This window comes from Pedobacter sp. PACM 27299 (assembly GCF_001412655.1).
Classification (GTDB): Bacteria; Bacteroidota; Bacteroidia; order Sphingobacteriales; family Sphingobacteriaceae; genus Pedobacter.
The window spans coordinates 1,329,814-1,351,072 of record NZ_CP012996.1; the positions used below are offsets into that span (position 1 = coordinate 1,329,814).

Sequence of the window (21,259 nt, forward strand, 5' to 3'; positions counted from 1 at the left end):
AGATGATGTATACTTCTGAAAGAGATTATCATTCAACAAAATTGATTAAAAGAGGAGAGAAGGAATTGGATAGTTCTTTTTCCAAATTTGCAGACTGGGTTCTGGAAGAATTTGGATGGCGTCCTATCAATATTATTTACGATAAAATTGACCCGAATGACCGGCCTAAACTCAGCCTGATCTTTGAACTTCAAGGACAGGCCTCGGTTTTTCATAATGGCAGTGGTTACGATGAAAAGAAGAGAAAATCAGTGGTCGATAAGTTTAAAACTTTTGCTCATGAAGGCATTGGTATCTCTGATAATTCGGATATCTGGGTGATTTTTCAGGAGTTCGAATCTGCAGAGCAGGCTGCTTGTAATGAGCGGATTCCAAAGGAAGAAGTGGAAGCTTTTAAAGCAAAATACGCGGATCAAAACCTTTGGGAGATTTCCCGTTTTGGCGCTTATACCACCTTTTTCTTTTTAACGAAAGATCAGATGCTGCAGAGTAAAGACAGCGGAATGCAGTCGGAAATCAGAGCCGAATACCTGAAGCTGCTGAAACCTTACGATGAGTTTAATTATTTCAATCTGGAGAACTTACCGATTGTATTTGATAATAAAGAAAATTTTGATGAGCATTACCAGGGAAGCTGGCATCAATTTTACAGATAAGGCTGTTTTCATCTTATTTGATAATGGAACACAGATCAGGTTGAAAACCATATTAGGTGCTACCTGCGGAACTAATCCGCAGGTAGCACTGGTTCCAGATCTTTCAATTCTTCCTCGGTAAATAACTTGGAATGGATTAAAAAGCCCATATCTAGGGTGGATTCAAGAGAAAAGCTCGCTGCTCTTCCAGGAATGACATCCAGTGTCAGTTTCGTATGTTTCCAATACTCAAACTGATCTCCGGCCATATAAAATTTACAGCCTTCAATTTCGCCAATACACACATCATTGGAGCCAAGCAGGAAACCGCCTTTCTCAAAGCAATGCGGATAGGAGCCTTCGCAGCAGCCACCACTTTGGTGAAACATCAGTTCTCCATATTCTTCTTTAAGTTTTGCGATGACGGCTTTGGCTGCTGCTGTTGCCTCAATTCTCTTGATTCCCATTTTCTTGTGATTTATTGATCCGCAATTTGTAAGACCATCCTTCCATCAATCTTTCCTGCTTTCATCTGATCGAACACTTCATTGATGTCTTCCAGTTTTGCTGCGGTTACCGTTGCTTTAACTTTTCCTTCTGCTGCAAATTCAATGGCTTCCTGTAAATCTTTTCGGGTACCTACAATGGAGCCACGGATTGTGATCCTGTTCAATACAGTATCAAAAATAGAAAGGTCGAAATTTCCAGGAGGAAGTCCGTTTAAAGCCATAGTTCCCTTTCGTCTCAGTGTTTCCAATCCTTGTTTAAAGGCAATTGGAGAAACAGCAGTGACCAATGCACCATGCATCCCACCAGTTTCTTTTTTGAGGAATTCCCCTGGATTCTGTTTCATGGCATTCACCACTAAATCTGCGCCAAGTTTTGTGGCGAGTTCCAGCTTGTCATCAGCTACATCAATTGCGGCCACGTGCATGCCCATCGCTTTTGCATATTGAACGGCAACATGGCCCAATCCACCAATTCCAGAAATAGCTACCCATTCCCCAGGTTTTACTTCTGTTTCTTTTAATCCTTTATAAACGGTTACACCGGCGCATAAAATTGGCGCCATTTCCAGTAAATTGGAATTTGCAGGTAAATGGCCTACGTAACGGGCATCAGCAATCACGTATTCCGCAAAACTGCCGTCTACACTGTAACCGCCATTTTGCTGGCTTTCGCAGAGGGTTTCCCATCCGGTGATGCAATGGTCGCATCCGCCGCAGGCACTGTAAAGCCAGGGCACGCCTACCAGATCGCCTTCTTTAACATTATTCACTTCTTGGCCAAGGGCTACTACATAACCTACGCCTTCATGACCAGGAATTAAAGGCATTTTCGGTTTTACCGGCCAATCTCCAGATACGGCATGTAAATCTGTATGGCATACGCCACTGGCAATTACTTTAACCAGGATCTGATTTCTGCCTGGTCTTTTAACTGCTACTTCTTCAATCTGCAATGGTTTTCCAAATTCGGAAATCACTGCGGCTTTCATCGTTTTAGGGAGCATAAAATATGGGGGTATAAATGAGAATAAAAAAATCCCGGAAAACTACCTGCTGTCCGGGATTGAATCATCAACCATTAAAAGAATCCTAATTTATTTTTATCGTAAGAGATCAGCATATTTTTGGTGCTGCGGTAATGATCCAGCATCATTTTATGGTTTTCTCTTCCGAAACCTGATTTTTTATAACCTCCGAATGGGGCATGTGCAGGGTAGGCATGGTACTGGTTTACCCAGATTCTTCCTGCCTGAATCGCGCGCGGCACCTGATATAGTTCATGTGCATCACGGGTCCATACGCCTGCACCCAATCCATATAAGGTATCGTTTGCAATTTCTATCGCTTCTTCTACCGTTTTAAAGGTAGTCACACAAAGTACAGGACCAAAAATCTCTTCCTGGAAAATGCGCATTTTGTTGTGTCCTTTTAATATCGTAGGCTCGATGTAATAACCAGTCCCTAATTCTCCTTCCAGCTTGTTGGCCGTACCCCCAATCAGAAGTTCTGCACCTTCTTCTTTACCAATGTTGAGGTAAGAAAGTATCTTTTGATACTGCTCATTCGAAGTCTGCGCGCCCATCATACTTGTTTTGTCTAATGGATGGCTGATTTTTATCGCTTTAGTACGCTCGATCACGCGGGCGATAAATTTGTCGTAAATGCTTTCCTGAATCAGGAGACGCGAAGGGCAGGTACAGATCTCTCCCTGGTTTAAGGCAAACATCACGGCACCTTCCACCGCTTTATCGAAAAAGGCATCGTCTTTATCTGCTACAGATTCAAAGAAAATATTCGGAGATTTTCCACCCAGTTCCATCGTGGAAGGAATGATGTTTTCTGCTGCATACTGCATGATTAAACGGCCAGAAGTGGTACTGCCGGTAAAGGCGACTTTCGAGATTCTTGAAGAAGTAGCTAAAGGTTTACCCACTTCAATTCCGTATCCGTTTACAATGTTTAGTACACCTGGAGGCAGGATGTCGCCGATCAATTCCATCAGGATGATGATCGAAACCGGGGTTTGTTCAGCAGGCTTCACTACCGTGCAGCAACCTGCAGCCAGTGCTGGTGCGATTTTCCAGGTCGCCATTAATAAGGGGAAGTTCCAGGGGATGATCTGGGCAACTACGCCGATCGGCTCATGCAGGGCAATGCTCACCGTATGCTCATCATGCTCTGCTATCGAACCCTCATCAGCTCTGATCACTCCAGCAAAATACCTGAAATGGTCTACTACCAGGGGTAAATCTGCAGCCAGTGTTTCCCGGATCGCTTTTCCATTGTCTATGGTTTCTATGGTAGCCAGGTATTCTAAATTGTCTTCTATTTTCTGTGCAACCTTTAACAATATATTGCTTCTGTATACTGCCGAACTTTTGCTCCAGGTTTTGAATGCCTCATGTGCTGCATCTAATGCCAGTTCTACATCTTCTTTACTCGACCTCGCGGCTTTCGTAAATACTTTTCCATCTATCGGAGAGATGTTGTCGAAATAAACGCCCTTTACAGGAGCTACAAATTTGCCGCCAATGAAATTGTCGTAATGCGATTTAAATGACGGTCTTTTTACCAGATTTTCCATGAATATGTCGTCTTTTTAATGATTTTTAAAGTACATTGAATTTGAACGGGAAGAACCCGCTATTACAAACCTAGGGCAATAGCCCGGGCAGTGGTAGGAGAATTGTTTCATAGTATAGCACTATTGTCTCATTGTACTAACTATTTGCGAGGCAATATGTTTGAATTAAGAATTGAATAGGTTAAACCAAATTATATTTTTGATATGCAGCACAAATTAAATCCATTCGGACTCAGCAGAGCAGAAAGTTTAAAGACACTCGTAGAAAATAGAACCGCATATACCTTGCAAAACTGTGAGTTAAATGTCTTTGAGACCTATACAGAATCTTATCGTGTACCGCTTGTATTTAATGATTTGGTGATCACCAGTATGTTAAGAGGAAAGAAGGTGATGCACTTGTCCGGGAAATCTGAATTTGATTATTATCCTGGGCAAACGGTGATTGTACCGCCATCATTGTGCATGAATATCGATTTCCCTGAAGCAACGAGTGACAACCCAACACAATGTATTGCACTGGCGATTGATCCGGATCAAATCAGAAAAACAATCACCTATCTCAATGAATTTTTCCCTAAAGAAGCTGCTGCTAGTTTGTGGCAATTGAATTTTGAGGAATGTCATTTTCAGAATAGCGAAGATATTGCAGGCTTAATTAATAAAGTAGTCAGAATTTGCTCAGAACGCTCTGGAGCTACAGATATTCTAGCTGATCTGACCTTAAAAGAATTACTAGTACGCATCATGCAAAAACAGCATCTGAAGAGTTTGGGGGCAGATTTATCGGAGCAGAACCGCAATCCATTGGCTTATGTACTCCATTATATCAAAACTAATCTGAATGAAAAAATAAATATCAATAGCTTGTCGGATAAGGCATGTATGAGTAAGGCCACGTTTTATCGCTTATTTAAGCGAGAACTGGGATTAAGTCCGAATGAATTTATTCTCTCTGAGAAAATTGCAAAAGCAAAACAACTGTTGAGTAATCCAAAAGCCAAGGTAGCTGCCGTTAGTTATGAGCTTGGATTCAGTGATGCAAATTACTTTATACGTGCATTTAAAAAATTGGTAGGAATGACACCTGGTCATTACCAGCTTCAAGTAAATGCCGGTTTCTAGTCATTTTAAAAAAGGATGGAATGTGTTTTTATAAATGTTTGATTGTGTTTTCTAGTTTTTAGGAATATAATGAATGAATTGAACGGAGTGAATTTATACATTATTAGTTAGTTTTAACTAAATCCCGCTGTAAATAGAAACGTTCCTCATATCCATTTTATGAAAAGCTGAAGGTCCTCCTTCAGCTTTTTTTTGTTACAATCCCTGGTAAAAGGGGAGCAGGTATCCAACCAATTGTTTACAAGACCAGTATTTTTTACTGTTTATATTTTATATTTTGTATCATTAACTTAGCGTTTGACCCACAGCTGAAACACCAAATAAACCAAATATAAAATGAAACAATTAATGCCTGCAAAGCTCTTTTTGGGCTGTTGTCTGCTGTTTACATTAGCTAGCAGCCCAACTTTTGCAAAAGAGCTCTACATTTCTGTAAAAGGAAATGACAATAATCCAGGGACAAAAGAAAAGCCCTTGGCCAGCTTTAAAAAAGCACAGCTGATGGCACGAAAAATCAATGAAGCGCTGACCGTTTATGTTCGCGGCGGAACCTATTACCTGACTGCTCCAATAATTTTCACCAGGGAAGATGACAGGTCTGTAAAAACAGCAGTAGTATATAAAGCATTTCCTGGAGAACAGGTGAAAGTAAGTGCTGGAAAGCCACTGCAATTGACCTGGGAATCATTTTCCGCTGGAATTAAAAAAGCAAAGGTTGCTGATGAAATCGCTTTTGATCAGTTATTCGTTAACGGAAAACAGCAGCGCATGGCGAGGTATCCAAATTACAATCCGGCAATCCGTTTTTTCGGCGGGGCTTCTGCTGATGCCATTAGCCCGGAAAGGGTGAAAAGTTGGAAACATCCGGAGGGAGGATTTGTACATGCCCTTCATAAACATGAATGGGGAGGATACCAATACGAGATCATCGGAAAAGATGAACAAGGTAAATTAGCACTGAATGGCGGCTTTCAGAATAACCGGCAATTAGGAATGCATGATAAATACCGTTTTGTAGAAAATATTTTCGAAGAACTGGATACCGCCGGGGAATGGTATTTTGATAAAAAAGATAAAACACTGTATCTGTATCCAGAAAAAGGAGTTGATTTAAGTAAAACACTACTGGAGGTTGCGCAGTTGAAATCACTTTTTGAGTTCCGTGGAACTGCAGCACAGCCGGTACGAAATATTCGGCTGGAAGGAATGGAGCTTAGCCATACGCTAAGGACTTTCATGGAAACCAAAGAACCCTTACTACGCAGCGACTGGACGATTTATCGTGGCGGAGCCGTAGTGATGGAAGGTGCAGAAAACTGTGTCATCAGCAATTGCTTTTTCAATTCAGTTGGTGGAAATGCTGTTTTTATGAGCAATTATAACAGAAATAATGTGGTCACAGGCTGTCATATTCTTAATGCAGGTGCCAGTGGGGTTTGTTTTGTGGGTGATCCAGCTGCAGTGCGTTCTCCAAGTTTTGAATATGGACAGTTCGTTCCTTTAAAGGATATGGACCTGGAGAAAGGACCTAAAACGAATAATTATCCGGCGAATTGCAGTGTTGAAAATACTTTAATGCAAGGACTAGGCAGCGTAGAAAAACAGGTTGCCGGTGTAGAAATTTCTATGTCGATGGACATAAAAGTAAGCCACAATACCATTTATGATGTGCCCAGAGCGGGAATAAACATCAGCGAAGGCACCTGGGGCGGACACTTGATTGCCTATAATGATGTGTACGATACCGTATTGGAATCAGGAGATCATGGCGCTTTTAATTCCTGGGGCAGAGATCGTTTCTGGCACCCGGATTATGCTTCGATGGCCGAAATTGCTAAAAATAACCCCGAACTGATTAAGGCTGATGTGATCAAACCGATCGTCATTCATGACAATCGGTTCCGCTGTGACCATGGCTGGGATATTGACCTGGACGATGGTTCTGGTAACTACCATATTTATAACAATGTTTGTCTGAATGGCGGACTAAAACTTAGAGAAGGTTTTTTCAGAACCGTAGAAAACAATGTGATCCTCAACAACTCATTTCACCCTCATGTCTGGTTTAAAAATAGCGGAGATGTTTTTAAACACAACGTAGTGATGCGTCCTTATTATCCGATCCGGGTGGAAGATTGGGGTAAAGAAGTGGACTACAATCTTTTTCCTGATCAGGATGCGCTGCTGCAAGCTCAAAAAGCAGGCACAGATGTGCATTCGATATTCGGAGATCCTCAGTTTATCCATCCTGAAAAAGGAGATTATCGTGTAAAAGCCAGTTCTCCTGCCTTGAAAGTAGGCTTTAAGAATTTTTCAACAGACCAGTTTGGGGTAACTAGCGCCAGCTTAAAGGCATTGGTTCGTCCGGTAAAGCTCCCGGTAATCGTTTCCGATGGGAAGTCTGATGAGGTAGTATATTATCACTTCCTTGGCGCAAAGGTGAAAAATCTAAATACACTGGGAGAACGTTCTGCCACAGGCATGGCTACTGAAACAGGTGTGTTAATCCTGGAAGTCCCAGAGAAAAGTATTTTGCATGGCTTACTGCAGGAAAATGATGTGCTGCTGATGTGCAGTAATCAGCAAATTAGTAACTGGAATGAGCTGGCTAAGGTACAGGGAGGTTTTAAAGCTGGACAAAAAGTACCCATCTCGATTTTTAGAAATCAGAGTTTAAAGAAAATGGAGGTCCTGATCAAATAGTGTCTGATGAATAATGAGCAGCTGCTGATGCTGCTCATTAAAAAAATGGTAACATTATGATACTGTTTTGAGGATAATGAATGGGTTTCTTTAAGTTTGAATGTTTAACCAAGCCAATAACTGGATCCTATGTCAGATTTTCGTCTAGAAGTATTCTATACCGTAGCCAAACGTCTTAGCTTTACTAAAGCCGCTGAAAGCTTATTTATTACCCAGCCGGCTGTGACAAAACATATCCATGAATTGGAGCATCAGTATAATAATAAGTTATTTATCCGCAAAGGAAATCGGATTGAGCTGACACCTGCTGGTGAATTGTTATTGCAGCATGCAGAAGAATTATTTGCGATTTATAGAATCATCGATTTTGAGATGAATGCCTTGGTAGACAAGAAAGAAGGGCTCTTAAACCTGGGTGCCAGTACCACGATCGCGCATTATGTAGCCGCTCCGCTGCTTGCCGGTTTTAGAAAGAAATTTCCCGACATTCGTTTGAACCTGATCAATGGGAATACAGAACAGATTGAAAAAGCCCTGATTGACAGAGCAATTGATCTGGGGATCGTAGAGGGCAAATCTAAAAACCAGGAAATCAGTTATACGGAATTTATTAAGGATGAAATTGTGCTGGTCTGCGGAAAAGATCATCCATTGGCAAAGAAAGACCAGCTGAGTCCAGAAACACTCAAAGATTATGCTTTTGTGCTTCGGGAACAGGGATCTGGAACGAGAGAAGTGCTCAGCCATGCGCTAAAATCCATAGGCTTAAAAATGTCCGATCTAAAAGTCGAAATCCAGTTGGGCAGTACTGAAAGCATGAAATCGTATTTAATGAACTCTTCTTGTTTGGCCTTTATCTCTATTCATGCCCTTAGTAAAGAACTTCAGAATGGTAGTCTGACTGTGATTGATGTCAGCGGATTGAGTATTGAACGTTATTTCTACTTCATTCATCTTCAAGGAAAACTGGATGGATTATCTGAAGTGTTCTTGCGTCATGTTCAATTGATGTATAACTTAAAGTAATATCGGATCAGGTTTTTGTATTTGACCAGTCTTCCCATTCTTCTCAATTTTGTAAGACAAAAGAAGAGAAATTATGGAACTGAGCGAGCGAAAACGGAAGGTTATTTTTATCACAGCGGCATTGTTTTGTCTGCTGCCATTTATGTCTGCCCCATTGGCCTTATTATTAGGTTTGGTGATCGCGCAGCTGATGAAACATCCGTTTCAGGAACTCAACCACAAAGCGACCAATCTCTTATTGAAAGTATCTGTGGTTGGTCTCGGTTTTGGAATGAACGTATTTGCCGCTATGAAAGCTGGAAAAGAAGGGGTATTGTTTACCATCGCCTCCATTGCAGGGGTGCTGATGCTTGGCTATTTCCTAGGCAAAATCTTCAAAATTGAACGTAAAACTTCTTACCTGATCTCTGCCGGAACTGCGATTTGTGGTGGCAGTGCGATTGCCGCATTGTCGCCGGTAATGAAAGCAGAAGAAAAAGATATCTCTGTTTCTTTAGGAATCGTCTTTATTCTGAACTCTGTAGCCTTATTCCTTTTTCCCATGATTGGACATGCCCTTGATTTAACGCAAAGCCAGTTCGGAATGTGGTGCGCCATTGCCATTCATGATACGAGTTCAGTAGTGGGCGCGGCCAGTAAATATGGGGAAGAAGCATTAAAAATTGCGACAACAGTAAAATTAGCCCGTGCGCTATGGATTGTTCCACTGGCATTTGGAACGGCTTTTCTCTTTAAAAGCGACCGCTGTAAAGTGCAGCTGCCTTATTTTATCGGCCTGTTTATCCTGGCGATGCTGGCCAACACCTTCCTGCCTTTTGTAAGCGTATTATCACCTTATGTGGTGAGTATTGCTAAAGCCGGATTGATACTGACACTGTTTCTGATCGGCTCCGGGTTGTCCTTTAAAGTAGTGCGGGTGGTGGGTATCAAGCCATTTTTGCAAGGACTGATTTTATGGGCAGCGATTTCTGGCGCTTCCCTCTGGGCGATTATGACTTTAATTTAAAACTCCGCCATTTTATTTCATTAAAATGAGAATAGATCCTCTGCTTTTCACGATTTTTGAAGACACACCAACCTCATCGTTATGACAAAACAAGATTATATCCATATTTACGAAAGAGATCTTCAAAGATTGATTACGGAAATGGAAGCTTATGGCCAGCAAGAAGAAATTTGGTTAACAGCTCCGGGGATCAGCAATACTGCCGGCCACCTGACACAGCACCTGATTGGGAATTTAAGAACCTTCGTTTGCCTGCCAATGGGTGGTTTTCCTTATGAACGCGATCGCGAGGCTGAATTTAAAGCGGTCAGGTTTACTTACGAAGCATTACTAAAAGAGCTTTACGCTTTAAAAGCAGATGTAAAGACAAGTATTGAAAAGCTTGAAGACCTGGATGCGGCTTATCCAATTGAAGTAAAAGAAGTATATGAAGGCCAAACGAACGATTTTATGTTGTGTCATTTATTAGCTCATTTGGCCTACCATACTGGTCAGATCAATTACCACAGGAGATTGCTGACCAAATAAATTGTTTCCTGTATTTATTCCAGCTCAAAAATAGCCTGGATTTCAACAGCTGAATTCATTGGGAGAGAGGAAGCGCCAACAGTAGCCCTGGTGTGCATTCCGCTCTCTCCAAGTATTTCTACGAGTAGATTTGAAGCTTCATTCATTAATACGGCGTGCTTGGTATAGCCAGCTGCAGTGTAGAAAAATCCGGTTAATTGTACCGCTTGTTTCACCTGGTCTAAATTGCCGCCAGCCGCTTGTTTTAAAACCGCAAGTACGTTTAAAAGCGTTTGTCGTGTCGCCAGTTTAGCCTGTTCTTCTGTAACCTCAGTACCCACCATTCCTGGATGATCTACTTTCCCTGCATTTAAAGCAATCTGGTTAATGAAAACCTGTTTGCCGGAAATGCGGAAAGGCTTGTAATTTCCAACGGGTGCAGGAGCTTCGGGTAAAGTGATATTCAATGCTTTCAATCGCGCTTCAATTTTACTTATTGTAGCTGTTACTGTGATCGTACTGCTGCCAGTATTGGAATGGGGATTGTTTGTATTTGCAGTGCTTATGGAAGGCATTGGCGCACTTTCTTTAGTTGCCTGGTAACCTTTAGCGGCCTTCGCCAGGGCGTAGCCTTGAAGTGCTGCCAGGTGTAATTCAGCTGCTGAAGGTCTGGTCACCGCATTTGCACCCGCTAATGAAGTCGCACCAAATGCCGTGTTTCCCTGTGGGATGGTTTTGTCAATTTCCTGATTTCCCATGATACCGGTAGGAACGATCACCATGCCGTGTACGGCAAGCGTACTCCAGAATGATAAAATCGCAGCCTCGCGTCCATCACCGCTTCCTGCCGACATAAACACGGTTGCAGGTTTACCTTCCAGCTTACGGGCAGTCCAGATGCCTACACTCTGGTCCAGAAAATACCGCATATCTGCCGACATATTTCCAAAATGAACCGCAGAGCCAAAAGCAATCCCATCATAATCTGGTAATTCATCAATTGCAGCATAAGGAACGTTAGCAAATGCTTGTTTATTCTCATTGGCCAGAGGTTTAATTCTTGGCACCTGCTTCAATACCGCAGTTGCACCTGGAAATTTTTCTATGCCGGCAGCCATCGCTTCGGCCATTTTATAGGTTCCACCACTTTCTGTATTGAAAAGTATCAGAACTTTTAGAGCTGTAGGTTTTGTGTTCATTTTACGCTGGGCTTTTAGAGATACGGTGCTCAACAGGCATAATCCGACTAACAAACCTGTTTTTACACGTATTGAATTTATAAAATTCATTGAATATTGATTTAAAGATGTAATAAGAACACAAAGGTCGCTAAAGCTGCTTGTCTTTAAATGTCTATATTTGCCAATAACATGTCATTTTACGACACATGAATAAAGCAAGATTTTGTCATTTAACCGTTGATTCGGTAAAAAAGGAAGCCTATGTATGGCATGAAGCAGATTGGAAGTTTTCTGACGACTGGCATGCCCATCAAATGGGGCAGTTGATTTTTGTAGAAAAGGGACTTCAATACCTACATACGGCAGAAAGAACCTATTTATTGCCTAGTCAGCATTGCGCCTGGATTCCTCCCGGATTGGCGCACCGGACTTCCAGCCCCTTGAATCAGGTATACCTGCGCTGTATCTTTTTAAATAAAACCAGCGACAGCCCCTTTTTTAAGGAATTGAATATTTTTCATACTTCTAAGGTGCTGCGGGAGATGATCCTGTTTACAGAACAATGGTCGAGACTGGAAGAAGAAGAACCCCTGGAACAAGATTTTATAAAGGCGCTGATTGGCATTTTACCACTTACTTTCAACGCCGCTTTGCCATTGGTACTTCCGGTACCCAGAGATCCCAGGATCACTAAAATGGTAGATTACCTTGCGGAATGTGTAGATAATGGAGGTGTTCTGGTCAATGAACTCAAAATTCCTGATGTCGCTGCAAAGTTTAACCTCTCTGCAAGAACAATGGAAAGGTTGTTTAAACAGGATATTGGCATCACCGTGGCCGGATACCTCAAATTGTATAAAATGATCAAGGCTGTAGAATTACTTTCTATCTCTGGAGAAACGGTGAAGGGAGTATCGATGAAAGTCGGATATGATAGTGTATCTACTTTTAGCAATACCTTTCAGCAGGTGTTAGGACTTCGGCCGCATGAGATGATGGTGCCTTAATAGAGGCCATTAAAAAATGAAAGGCTCATCAGTGTTTACTGTGAGCCTTTATATAAAGGGGGCATTAATAGCATGTGGAAATAAAGGGTAACTTATACTTTAGAAGGATCATAATGTAATCCCGGCGATAACCAGTATAAAAGCACCATTCTGGAATACCTGTAATTGAATGGGGAGAATAAGAATACACCCACCAATAAGATGGCCACATAGTACCACAGGTTCTCATAAGTTAAAGGCAGGCCTAAAACATAAGCTGCAACACTTATAGAGATCATTTGCGCTACGTTCATCGCATAACTCACAAACATTGCTACATAGAAATAGCCCGGTTCGCGCTCAAATTTTAAACCGCAGTGTGGGCAGAATTCATTCATTTTCTGTACTTTGAAACCGTAGGTCGCGCCTGTGAAAACATTACCTGTACGACATCTCGGGCATTTAGAATGGGTGATACCATACCATTGGGAAACATGTGGTGTGTGATTTAACTGGTCCGTACTGCTCATATCTTGTGTTTTATTTATCTTGTTTTCTAAATTTATCTGGGGTTGAACCCACGTGTTTTTTAAAGAATTTTATGAAGTAAGAGGGATCACTAAAAGCGAGCTTATCTGATATTTCTGCAATGGAAAGCTCCATATTGATCAGTAATCGCTTGGCTTCTAAAATCACCCGATCCCGGATGAGCTGACCTGCAGAGATGCCCAAAAGATCATTGCATAGCGCATTTAGATGATTTGGAGTGATGTATAACAGCGCTGCATATTGTTTAGGAAACCTCAATTCTATAAAATTGGTTTCAATTAATCTTTTAAAACTCTTCAGCAGCGTCTGGTTGTAAGAATTGGTTTGCGGCTGCTGTTTCAAACTCAATCCTCTCGATACCTGAATAAAAATATTCAGCATCAAAAGCCTTACCAGATCGGCATCAAAGGGCCTGGCTTCTTTTCCTTCATGCAGGATTTCTTCAAAAAGGGAAACCACTTTTTCCATCGTCAATTCTGGCAATACCAATACTGCATCACCGGAATGCTCGTCAAAGAAGCTGAAATTCTCCAAGTATAGCGGATTGTATAAAAACGACTTGAAGTAATTTTCAGAGAAGTTGATGATATATCCTTCCACTTCCGATTCAAAAGCCCAGCTGTGCACCTGTCCGGGAGTCATAAAATAGATCATGCCTGGTAATACAGGGTAATTTTTGAAATCTATCGTCTGGCTGCCGCTTCCTTTTGTGAAGCAGACCATGTGGTAAAAGGAGTGGCGATGCGCCGAATGTAAGTGTAAGTACTGCTTAGAATAATGGCCAAACCTGCTCACTAGGATACCCGCATTTTTGTATTCTTCAAAAGTACTGATGTCATAAACAGGGATGTCATTCTTCATATACAAAGATACTGCTTAAGCTGGATTTTTAAGCGGTACTAATTCTTCATAAAATGGTACTTTTTACTGATTGTGATTTATGTGTTTTGCAGATAATGCCCGCATTAGCCTTTTATGTCGGCTGGTTGTGGTGTTTTTGAATCGGTAGTACTTTTTTTAAAGACCCAGTATTTTTGCAGGGTATAATTGAAACCCAGGGAAACGAGGATGTCTACCATGATCCTGGTTATTTTATAATCCAGGCGCAATAGGTTGCTGAAAAGATAAGTTCCTGAAGATTTCAGGAGAATACTTCCGGCAACTACAAATACAAATTTGACCAGCTGGCTGCCAACCGGCAACTGTGGGGATTTATTCGCATTGAAGGTCCAGTAACGGTTGATGGAAAAATTAACGATGGCGCCAATGACGCCACCAATAGCGATGGAAATGGTATAATGAATGTGCAGGAATTCTGTACAGGCGATCATGATCAGGTAGTCGATAATACCACCTGAGAAAGCGGAAACCTGTGCCTTTGCAAAAACGTATACAGATTTCTTAATGCTCATTAACGCGCCTTTTGTTGTTTTGCTTCACGCTCTGCATTGTCCCTGATGTCGCCCAGTTTCAATAGTTTCCTTGTGTCCAGGAAATTGATAATGAATAGTACCAAACAGATTCCAGTAGCAAAATATTCAATTAAATGACCAAAAATAACTTCTAAAATAATGATAATGGCAAGAATAATTCTGATCTCAGTAGGACCTACAATCCCTGCATCAATGCTGTAAATGTCAGTAATTTTATAACGAAGCTGAGAAATGATCATCGCCCAGCCATATAAGGCTACAAATATAAAAGCAATTAGTTCATACTCATTTCGGGCATAAACCAGGTAGCCTAAGCCAATCAGAACGGTACTCGCCCAGTCCATAATGATGTCTAATGAAAAACCATACCATTTACGGGGTGTATTTCTATAATAAGCCATTCTTCCATCCAGGGAATCACCAAACCAATTGATCGCTAAACCTAAGGGGCCTAATAATAAATAGTCTCTGCTGATGTAATTACCCATGATAAAACCTGCTAATACAATTACAGAACCGGTAGTACCGATAAATGTCAGCATGTCTGAACTGATGAAACTAGGGATACGTTTTACCAGCCAGGAAATTGTGCTTTGCTCTATACCGCTTAAAATATTGGTTCTTTTTCTATCCTGGAATATTCTTTTTAAAATGCTGTTGTCGCCAGTTACTTGATGCGCCTCTTCTCTCAATTTATTTTCTTCCATTCAGGTTGTGTAATTATACTCTTGTAGTATATGCTGCAAAAATATGGAATTGAAACTTCAATTGAAGGGAAATTCCGTTATTTATTAGGGATTATTAGCAATTATATGACCGAAATTCAAAAATGAATAATTTATTTAAAAAAGACTATTGATTTAGTAGACTTTATTGTATCTTTGCTGATAGTAAAGTTCATTCATTTATTTACTTATCCAGAAAGACTGAGGGAAAGGCCCTGTGATGTCTTAGCAACCTGTTATTTTAATAAGGTGCTAATTCCTGTCCGCCATTTGGCGGAAGAGATAAGTTGTTAGAAAACCTGTATTTGGATTTTCTGGTAAACTCATCCATGCCTTATTCTTGTAAACTGATTAAGTAGATTTTTTTAAATCTATTAAAGCAATTCACATGAGAATTTATTTAGACAATGCCGCAACCACACCGTTAAACAGAGAAGTATTCCTGGCAATGGAGCCCTATTTCTTTGAAAATTTTGGGAACCCATCCTCTTCGCATCACCATGGCAGGGGAGCGAAAGTAGCCATTGCCCATGCCCGGGGCATTATCGCAGACCTGCTCAATAGCAGTCCGGACCAGATCGTGTTTACTTCAGGAGGTTCCGAAGCGGATAATACGGCGATCCTTTCCGGGATTCGCAGCAATGGCATCCGACTTGCCATCACTTCTACTTTTGAGCACCATGCCGTACTGCATACCTTGCAAGCTTTAGAGAAAAGCGGAGAGATTAACCTGGTTTATCTTCAGCATGATGCAGCAGGTAATCTTTCTCTGCCTCATCTGGAAAAATTGCTGAGTACTAATGAAAAGGCATTTGTTTCTTTAATGCATGGAAATAATGAGATCGGAAACCTAAATGATATTTCCGAAATCGGAGAACTCTGTAAAAGATATGGCGCAGTTTTTCATTCGGATACCGTACAGTCTATGGGACAGTACCGTTACGATACCCCTGATTTGAACGTAGATTTTCTGGTGGGTTCTGCACATAAATTCCATGGTCCGAAAGGCGTTGGCTTTTTATACAGGAGTACCAAACAGAGGCTTTATCCTTTGATTAACGGGGGGGCTCAGGAACAAAAGCAACGTGCAGGTACAGAAAATGTGACCGGCATTGTTGGATTGGCAAAAGCATTGGAAATCAGTTATAGAAACCGGGATGTTGCTCAGCGGCATTTGATCCAATTAAAAGAACGCCTGATCTATAAGCTAAAAGACAGGATTGTTGGAGTAACTTTTAATGGGAATTCTGCAAATACTATGCTCAGTTTAAATAGTGTGCTAAGTGTTTCTTTGCCTGATCCGCAGAATGGAATTGACCTTTTAAATTATCTGGATCAACAGCAGATTTCAGTTTCTGGCGGCAGTGCCTGTAATAGTCATTCTGGTGCAGGTTCTCATGTGCTTACTGCTTTGGGACCTCAGTTTGGCAGATCAACAGTTCGTTTTTCTTTTAGCCGATACAATACCGAGGAAGAGATTGATTATGCCCTGGAGAAACTGGCGAAATGTTATGTGGGGACAGGGAAAGGGGTTTATACAGCAGAATTTTCGCTTTAGACCGTATTTACGTATAAGCTTTATACTGTGTTTGCGTATCAATTGTACTAGCAAACCTGCATCGGATGATCTGTTATTGATGCTATGCAGGTTTGCTGATTATAAATATACTTGGTTGGCTGAATAAACTGATCTTATCTTCTCGTTTTCTTCAATTCGATGACGGTAATTTCCGGCCAGATGCCTACTCTTCCTGAGAAACCAAGAAAGCCAAAACCTCTGTTGATATTCAGGTACCTGCCATTTGCACTGGTAATACCTGCCCAATGCGCATAGCGATATTTTACAGGACTCCACTTGATGCCAAAGGCTTCGATTCCAAATTGCATCCCATGGGTATGACCGGATAGGGTTAGTTGTATTTTTGAAGGCCAGTTTTTTACTTCAGATTCCCAATGGGTAGGATCATGAGAGAGCAAAACCTTAAAATCATCCGGGTTTACGTCTTGCAGTGATTTTTTCAGATCGCCGCGCTCCCCAAAGCCAATTCCCCAGTTTTCTACTCCTGCAAGGATGATATGCTGTCCATTTTTTTCAATCCGTACATGTTCATCTAACAGCAGCCGGTAGCCCATTTCGGCATGGTGCCTTTTTAAGCTTTGTAAATTGGTCTGTTTCTCTGTTTCGTTTTCCCATTTGATGTAATCTCCATAATCATGGTTTCCGAGGATCGAAAATTGACCATGAGGTGCTTTTACCTGTGAAAAGTGCCCCATCCAGGGTACGATTTCCTCTGCTTTGTTGTTCACCAGGTCTCCGGTAAACACAAAAAGATCGGAGTTTTGTGCTTTGATCAGGTCGATGCCCCTTTGTACTGCTTTCGAATTTTTAAAGCTGCCTGCATGTACATCGGAAATCTGTGTGATGCGAAAGCCATCAAATTGTTCCGGCAGCTCGTCGAAGAATAAAGTATGTTTGATCACGCGGTAAGCGTATTTACCTTTAATAATACCATATAAGAAGATCAATACGGTGATTGCAAATAAAGCTAATCCGAATTCTACCCAATACACGCTTCTTGTACCACCAGTAATCACCCGGTAACCGTCGCCAAGAATTAAAATAATCACAAAGACCAGTTCACTTGTGATCAAGACTAAGAACGTATGTGTAGTGATCTTGAAAAAGATATCCATGCCATTGTCGCGCATGCGCTGAATGGAATAGGTAAGGGAAACCAGAATGAAAATTAGGAAGCCCCAGAACACCGGACTCAGCCAACTGCTGTTTGTTAAAGTTTCAATGCCAGAAAGGACATACCAGTTGAGTAAAAATACAAAAGTGGCGATAATGGCGAAGGGTAAAAGGTTGATTTTTCTTTTCATAAAAGACTTAGTATTATAAAAGTAAGTTTTCAGATGGGATTTTGTTTTGATCCTGATCAATTTGACAATTTGCCGATGATTAGGTAGTAGAGGAAATCATGGACAGGTTTGGGGCAGGAGTTAGCGCAATAGGGATCTGTTGCAGGTATCAATACATAGCTCAAATGATTTCGGACAGGGCTCGGATAATTCCGGATAGCTGCGTAATGCAAAGAAATCTAATAAAAATAACTCGCCTTAATTTGCTTATAATCAGTATTATTGGTTTTATTGCAATTAATTCCATAGAATTGGTAGTAAATTAATTAGCTGAAATACAGAAGGTTGCAAATCTTTTACTAATCTAATGTACTACTAAACCTATATACTTTATATATTTGCTTTATGAACCAAACAATTTACAACGGAAATCTAATGTTAACTCACTGCATGTGTGGGTAATGATTTCGGCTGTAAAGAGTAAAAATATTTAAAAGCTTCTTCAGTCTCCCCGACAGAAGAAGCTTTTTTCAAATAAGACCAAACGTACTATGCAAAGTTTTAGAACAGAGTTAGAAAATCCTGTTGTTGAAAAGGATATTATAGATCTTGAGAAAAAGATCAGAGCTTTTCGCGAAGGAAAAATCCATGAGGAGAAATTTAGAAGCCTGCGCCTTGCCCGTGGTGTTTATGGACAAAGACAGCCTGGCGTACAAATGGTGCGTATTAAATTGCCTTTTGGAAAAGTAACCTTCAAACAACTGTTACGCATCGCCGATGTTTCTGACGAGTATGGCAGTGGAAACCTCCACTTAACCACTAGGCAGGACATTCAGATTCACTATGTGAGTTTAGACAGGACCCCTCAATTGTGGGAGGAACTGGAACGCGATGATGTCACGATCCGTGAAGCTTGTGGTAATACGGTAAGAAACGTCACCTCCTCGCCGGATTCCGGGATCAATCCAAACGAATTGTTTGATGTTTCTCCTTATGCACATGCGTTTTTCACCTATTTCCTGCGTAACCCGATTTGTCAGGAAATGGGAAGAAAGATTAAGTTTTCTTTCTCCTCGGATGAAAAAGATACAGCCTATAGCTATATCCATGACCTTGGTTTTATTCCGAAAATCAATGAAAAAGGAGAACGTGGTTTTAAAGTGATGCTGGGTGGTGGATTAGGTGCACAGCCTTTCCTGGCCAGTTTAGTACATGATTTCCTGCCGGAAGATCAGATTATTCCTTATGCAGAATCTGTATTAAGGGTGTTTGACCGTTACGGAGAACGTACCAACAGAAACAAAGCACGTCTTAAATATTTAGTACAGAAATTAGGATTAGAAGAGTTATTGAGACTGATTGACGAAGAAAGAATCGCCAATAAATCAAAGTCTTTTAAAATTGATAGAGATGCCGTGCTTTCTCCGGAGCCTCCTGCTTTGCTGGAATATCCGGAATTGGAAGTGTCAAAAACCTTGGAATACCAGCATTGGCGCGCTACAAACGTAATTGCTCAAAAACAAGAAGGTTTTTACGGCGTCTACGTAAAGGTGCCGGTAGGAGATATTAAAACCGACCGCGCCCGTAAATTGGTGGCAGGAATCAGTCCTTATGTGGCTGATGAAATCCGCGTTACTCAAAATCAAGGACTACTTTTAAAGTTTGTCAGAGCAGGTGCTTTACCAGCTTTATATGAGGCATTGAAGGCTGTAGATTTTGCGACTCCAGGATTTGACAGCATTGGTGATGTGACCACCTGCCCGGGAACAGATACCTGCAACCTTGGGATTTCGAACAGTATGTCGCTTTCTGTAGCACTGGAAGAAGTGATCTATGAAGAGTTCCCGGAATTGATTTACGATAAAGACATTAAAATAAAAATTAGCGGATGTATGAATTCTTGTGGTCAGCATGGTCTGGCACACATTGGATTCCATGGCAGTTCCGTGAAAGCAAACGGAAAAGTAGTACCTGCAGTACAGGTGATGCTGGGTGGCGGTACCGTTGGTGATGGCGCAGGACGAGTAGCGGAAAGGGTGATTAAAGCACCTTCTAAGCGTGCAACCGATGTGTTAAGAACGATATTAAACGATTTTAGTGCAAATCACCAGGAGGAAGAAAGTTTCCATGCTTATTATGACAGACAAGGCAAAGATTATTTTTACCAGCTGTTAAAACCACTGGCGGATCTGAGCACCTTGAAAGAGGAAGAATATGTAGACTGGGGGCATGAAGAGATCTTTAATACGGCAATTGGTGTTGGAGAATGTGCAGGTGTAGTGATTGATTTAGTGGCTACTTTGCTATTGGAAGCAGAAGAGAAATTAGGTTGGGCAAAGGCTTCCTTTGAAGCAAAAGCTTGGTCTGATGCTATTTATCATACTTATGCAGTATTCGTAAACGCAGCAAAAGCACTGTTACTGGATAAAGCAGTCAACAGCAGTACACAGATCGGTGTGATCCGTGAGTTTGATACCCATTATGTGGAAACAGGAGAGTTTAAACTGAAAAGTACTTTCAATGAACTGGTGTTACAAATCAATAAGAATGAGCCTACAGCAGAATTTGCTGCCGCTTACCTGGCTGATGTCACCGACTTTTTTAATCAGATCAATGCAAAAAGAGAGGAGCAAATCTAATGAGTACTAAAAATATAAACAACAAAGAACCAAAGATTACTTTGGTAGGTGCCGGCCCAGGTGATCCTGAATTGATCACGATGAGAGGCGCAAATGCCTTGAAATCTGCCGATGTAGTATTGTATGATGCTTTAGTGAATGAAGGTGTATTGGATTATGCCAACCCTGACGCGATCAAAGTATATGTGGGCAAACGTTCTGGCGAACATTCTTATTCGCAGGATGCTGTGAATAAACTCATGATTGATTATGCCCTGAACTACGGTCACGTGGTACGCTTAAAAGGTGGTGATCCTTTTGTATTTGGCAGAGGCTACGAAGAATTGGATTTTGCTGCGGGTTATAGTATTCCGGTCACAGTGATTCCAGGCTTATCAAGCTCTATTTCTGTTCCTGGTTTACAACAAATTCCCGTTACTCACAGAGGATTAAGCGAAAGCTTTTGGGTGGTAACAGGTACCACGGCTTCTGGGAAAATCTCTAATGATTTATATGAAGCCGCAAGGTCTAAAGCTACGGTAGTCGTATTGATGGGATTGGGGAAACTGAAAGAAATTGTAAAACTTTTCCAAAATGAAGGAAAAGGAAAACTTCCGGTTGCTGCGATTCAAAGCGGTTCGACACAAAATGAAAAATTGGCGATTGGCCTGGTAGATACGATTGTAGAATCAGTAGAAGAAAAAGGAATTGAAGCACCAGCATTGCTGATCTTTGGTGAAGTAGTGTCTTTACACCCTTCTTTTCAACCCATCAGAGAATTTTTCAATGCACTTAAAGAAGAACAATAAC

Annotated in this window: 19 protein-coding genes and 1 riboswitch; of the genes, 10 read left to right on the forward strand and 9 right to left on the reverse strand. The window is 41.2% G+C overall.

All coding sequences use genetic code 11. The features are described from left to right. Window positions 1-2: 2 nt before the first annotated feature. Window positions 3-656, forward strand: a complete 654-nt coding sequence (locus AQ505_RS05660) for a hypothetical protein (protein ID WP_062547284.1) — start codon at window positions 3-5, stop codon at window positions 654-656. 71 nt (window positions 657-727) lie between these two features. On the opposite strand, the gene AQ505_RS05665 is transcribed toward AQ505_RS05660, so the two are convergent. The 3 genes from AQ505_RS05665 to AQ505_RS05675 all read right to left on the reverse strand — a co-directional run bounded on the left by AQ505_RS05665 (window position 728) and on the right by AQ505_RS05675 (window position 3,728). Further along, a complete protein-coding gene (locus tag AQ505_RS05665) occupies window positions 728-1,102 on the reverse strand; it encodes a DUF779 domain-containing protein (protein WP_062547285.1) in 375 nt (124 codons plus the stop codon). 11 nt (window positions 1,103-1,113) lie between these two features. Next, window positions 1,114-2,148 carry an alcohol dehydrogenase AdhP gene (adhP, locus tag AQ505_RS05670; protein WP_062547286.1) on the reverse strand — a complete coding sequence of 345 codons (1,035 nt, stop codon included), beginning with the start codon at window positions 2,146-2,148 and terminating at the stop codon, window positions 1,114-1,116. 74 nt (window positions 2,149-2,222) lie between these two features. Beyond that, window positions 2,223-3,728, reverse strand: a complete 1,506-nt coding sequence (locus AQ505_RS05675) for an aldehyde dehydrogenase family protein (protein ID WP_062547287.1) — start codon at window positions 3,726-3,728, stop codon at window positions 2,223-2,225. A gap of 204 nt (window positions 3,729-3,932) precedes the next feature. Between AQ505_RS05675 and AQ505_RS05680 the strand changes: the two genes are divergently transcribed. From AQ505_RS05680 to AQ505_RS05700, 5 genes are all read left to right on the forward strand, one after another. Continuing rightward, entirely contained in the window at window positions 3,933-4,853 is a 921-nt protein-coding gene (locus AQ505_RS05680; protein WP_062547288.1) for an AraC family transcriptional regulator, read from the forward strand. 336 nt (window positions 4,854-5,189) lie between these two features. Further along, window positions 5,190-7,556, forward strand: a complete 2,367-nt coding sequence (locus tag AQ505_RS05685; protein WP_062547289.1) for a right-handed parallel beta-helix repeat-containing protein — start codon at window positions 5,190-5,192, stop codon at window positions 7,554-7,556. A 129-nt stretch (window positions 7,557-7,685) separates the two neighbouring features. Further along, complete coding sequence (locus AQ505_RS05690; RefSeq protein WP_062547290.1) at window positions 7,686-8,582, forward strand: LysR family transcriptional regulator; 897 nt, start codon at window positions 7,686-7,688, stop codon at window positions 8,580-8,582. Window positions 8,583-8,655: 73 nt separating this feature from the next. Beyond that, window positions 8,656-9,588, forward strand: a complete 933-nt coding sequence (locus AQ505_RS05695; protein ID WP_062547291.1) for a YeiH family protein — start codon at window positions 8,656-8,658, stop codon at window positions 9,586-9,588. Between the two features lie 81 nt (window positions 9,589-9,669). Beyond that, entirely contained in the window at window positions 9,670-10,116 is a 447-nt protein-coding gene (locus tag AQ505_RS05700) for a DinB family protein (protein ID WP_062547292.1), read from the forward strand. A gap of 14 nt (window positions 10,117-10,130) precedes the next feature. Here the strand turns inward: AQ505_RS05700 and wrbA are convergent, their stop codons facing one another. Then, the gene (gene wrbA / locus AQ505_RS05705; RefSeq protein ID WP_062547293.1) at window positions 10,131-11,384 is read right to left on the reverse strand and encodes an NAD(P)H:quinone oxidoreductase; all 1,254 of its coding nucleotides are present in this window, start codon (window positions 11,382-11,384) and stop codon (window positions 10,131-10,133) included. Window positions 11,385-11,482: 98 nt separating this feature from the next. On the opposite strand from wrbA, the gene AQ505_RS05710 reads away from it, so the two are divergent. Next, window positions 11,483-12,283, forward strand: a complete 801-nt coding sequence (locus AQ505_RS05710; RefSeq protein ID WP_062547294.1) for an AraC family transcriptional regulator — start codon at window positions 11,483-11,485, stop codon at window positions 12,281-12,283. Between the two features lie 92 nt (window positions 12,284-12,375). On the opposite strand, the gene AQ505_RS05715 is transcribed toward AQ505_RS05710, so the two are convergent. From AQ505_RS05715 to AQ505_RS05730, 4 genes are all read right to left on the reverse strand, one after another. Beyond that, the gene (locus tag AQ505_RS05715) at window positions 12,376-12,792 is read right to left on the reverse strand and encodes a DUF983 domain-containing protein (protein ID WP_062547295.1); all 417 of its coding nucleotides are present in this window, start codon (window positions 12,790-12,792) and stop codon (window positions 12,376-12,378) included. Window positions 12,793-12,802: 10 nt separating this feature from the next. Beyond that, complete coding sequence (locus AQ505_RS05720) at window positions 12,803-13,672, reverse strand: AraC family transcriptional regulator (RefSeq protein WP_062547296.1); 870 nt, start codon at window positions 13,670-13,672, stop codon at window positions 12,803-12,805. Window positions 13,673-13,776: 104 nt separating this feature from the next. Next, the gene (locus AQ505_RS05725; RefSeq protein ID WP_197286308.1) at window positions 13,777-14,223 is read right to left on the reverse strand and encodes a GtrA family protein; all 447 of its coding nucleotides are present in this window, start codon (window positions 14,221-14,223) and stop codon (window positions 13,777-13,779) included. Beyond that, window positions 14,223-14,951: a CDP-alcohol phosphatidyltransferase family protein gene (locus tag AQ505_RS05730; RefSeq protein WP_062547297.1), complete on the reverse strand. Its 729-nt coding sequence runs from the start codon at window positions 14,949-14,951 to the stop codon at window positions 14,223-14,225. Before AQ505_RS05730 ends, AQ505_RS05725 begins: the two co-directional genes overlap by 1 nt. A 203-nt stretch (window positions 14,952-15,154) precedes the next feature. Continuing rightward, a riboswitch (SAM riboswitch) is annotated at window positions 15,155-15,258 on the forward strand. A gap of 99 nt (window positions 15,259-15,357) precedes the next feature. Here AQ505_RS05730 and AQ505_RS05735 point away from each other — a divergent pair. After that, the gene (locus tag AQ505_RS05735; RefSeq protein ID WP_062547298.1) at window positions 15,358-16,527 is read left to right on the forward strand and encodes a cysteine desulfurase family protein; all 1,170 of its coding nucleotides are present in this window, start codon (window positions 15,358-15,360) and stop codon (window positions 16,525-16,527) included. Window positions 16,528-16,661: 134 nt separating this feature from the next. Here AQ505_RS05735 and AQ505_RS05740 read toward each other — a convergent pair whose 3' ends face one another. Beyond that, entirely contained in the window at window positions 16,662-17,852 is a 1,191-nt protein-coding gene (locus tag AQ505_RS05740) for a metallophosphoesterase (protein WP_062547299.1), read from the reverse strand. 530 nt (window positions 17,853-18,382) lie between these two features. Here AQ505_RS05740 and AQ505_RS05745 point away from each other — a divergent pair. Beyond that, window positions 18,383-20,470, forward strand: a complete 2,088-nt coding sequence (locus AQ505_RS05745) for a HEPN domain-containing protein (protein WP_062547300.1) — start codon at window positions 18,383-18,385, stop codon at window positions 20,468-20,470. Next, window positions 20,470-21,258, forward strand: a complete 789-nt coding sequence (cobA, locus tag AQ505_RS05750) for a uroporphyrinogen-III C-methyltransferase (protein ID WP_062547301.1) — start codon at window positions 20,470-20,472, stop codon at window positions 21,256-21,258. The genes AQ505_RS05745 and cobA overlap by 1 nt, the downstream gene beginning before the upstream one ends. Window position 21,259 lies beyond the last annotated feature (1 nt).

Bases quoted from the DNA above. Each gene is read 5' to 3' on its own strand.
- AQ505_RS05660 (WP_062547284.1), top strand. From the start codon at position 3: ATGATGTATACTTCTGAAAGAGATTATCATTCAACAAAATTGATTAAA.
- AQ505_RS05665 (WP_062547285.1), bottom strand. From the start codon at position 1,102: ATGGGAATCAAGAGAATTGAGGCAACAGCAGCAGCCAAAGCCGTCATC.
- adhP (WP_062547286.1), bottom strand. From the start codon at position 2,148: ATGCTCCCTAAAACGATGAAAGCCGCAGTGATTTCCGAATTTGGAAAA.
- AQ505_RS05675 (WP_062547287.1), bottom strand. From the start codon at position 3,728: ATGGAAAATCTGGTAAAAAGACCGTCATTTAAATCGCATTACGACAAT.
- AQ505_RS05680 (WP_062547288.1), top strand. From the start codon at position 3,933: ATGCAGCACAAATTAAATCCATTCGGACTCAGCAGAGCAGAAAGTTTA.
- AQ505_RS05685 (WP_062547289.1), top strand. From the start codon at position 5,190: ATGAAACAATTAATGCCTGCAAAGCTCTTTTTGGGCTGTTGTCTGCTG.
- AQ505_RS05690 (WP_062547290.1), top strand. From the start codon at position 7,686: ATGTCAGATTTTCGTCTAGAAGTATTCTATACCGTAGCCAAACGTCTT.
- AQ505_RS05695 (WP_062547291.1), top strand. From the start codon at position 8,656: ATGGAACTGAGCGAGCGAAAACGGAAGGTTATTTTTATCACAGCGGCA.
- AQ505_RS05700 (WP_062547292.1), top strand. From the start codon at position 9,670: ATGACAAAACAAGATTATATCCATATTTACGAAAGAGATCTTCAAAGA.
- wrbA (WP_062547293.1), bottom strand. From the start codon at position 11,384: ATGAATTTTATAAATTCAATACGTGTAAAAACAGGTTTGTTAGTCGGA.
- AQ505_RS05710 (WP_062547294.1), top strand. From the start codon at position 11,483: ATGAATAAAGCAAGATTTTGTCATTTAACCGTTGATTCGGTAAAAAAG.
- AQ505_RS05715 (WP_062547295.1), bottom strand. From the start codon at position 12,792: ATGAGCAGTACGGACCAGTTAAATCACACACCACATGTTTCCCAATGG.
- AQ505_RS05720 (WP_062547296.1), bottom strand. From the start codon at position 13,672: ATGAAGAATGACATCCCTGTTTATGACATCAGTACTTTTGAAGAATAC.
- AQ505_RS05725 (WP_197286308.1), bottom strand. From the start codon at position 14,223: ATGAGCATTAAGAAATCTGTATACGTTTTTGCAAAGGCACAGGTTTCC.
- AQ505_RS05730 (WP_062547297.1), bottom strand. From the start codon at position 14,951: ATGGAAGAAAATAAATTGAGAGAAGAGGCGCATCAAGTAACTGGCGAC.
- AQ505_RS05735 (WP_062547298.1), top strand. From the start codon at position 15,358: ATGAGAATTTATTTAGACAATGCCGCAACCACACCGTTAAACAGAGAA.
- AQ505_RS05740 (WP_062547299.1), bottom strand. From the start codon at position 17,852: ATGAAAAGAAAAATCAACCTTTTACCCTTCGCCATTATCGCCACTTTT.
- AQ505_RS05745 (WP_062547300.1), top strand. From the start codon at position 18,383: ATGCAAAGTTTTAGAACAGAGTTAGAAAATCCTGTTGTTGAAAAGGAT.
- cobA (WP_062547301.1), top strand. From the start codon at position 20,470: ATGAGTACTAAAAATATAAACAACAAAGAACCAAAGATTACTTTGGTA.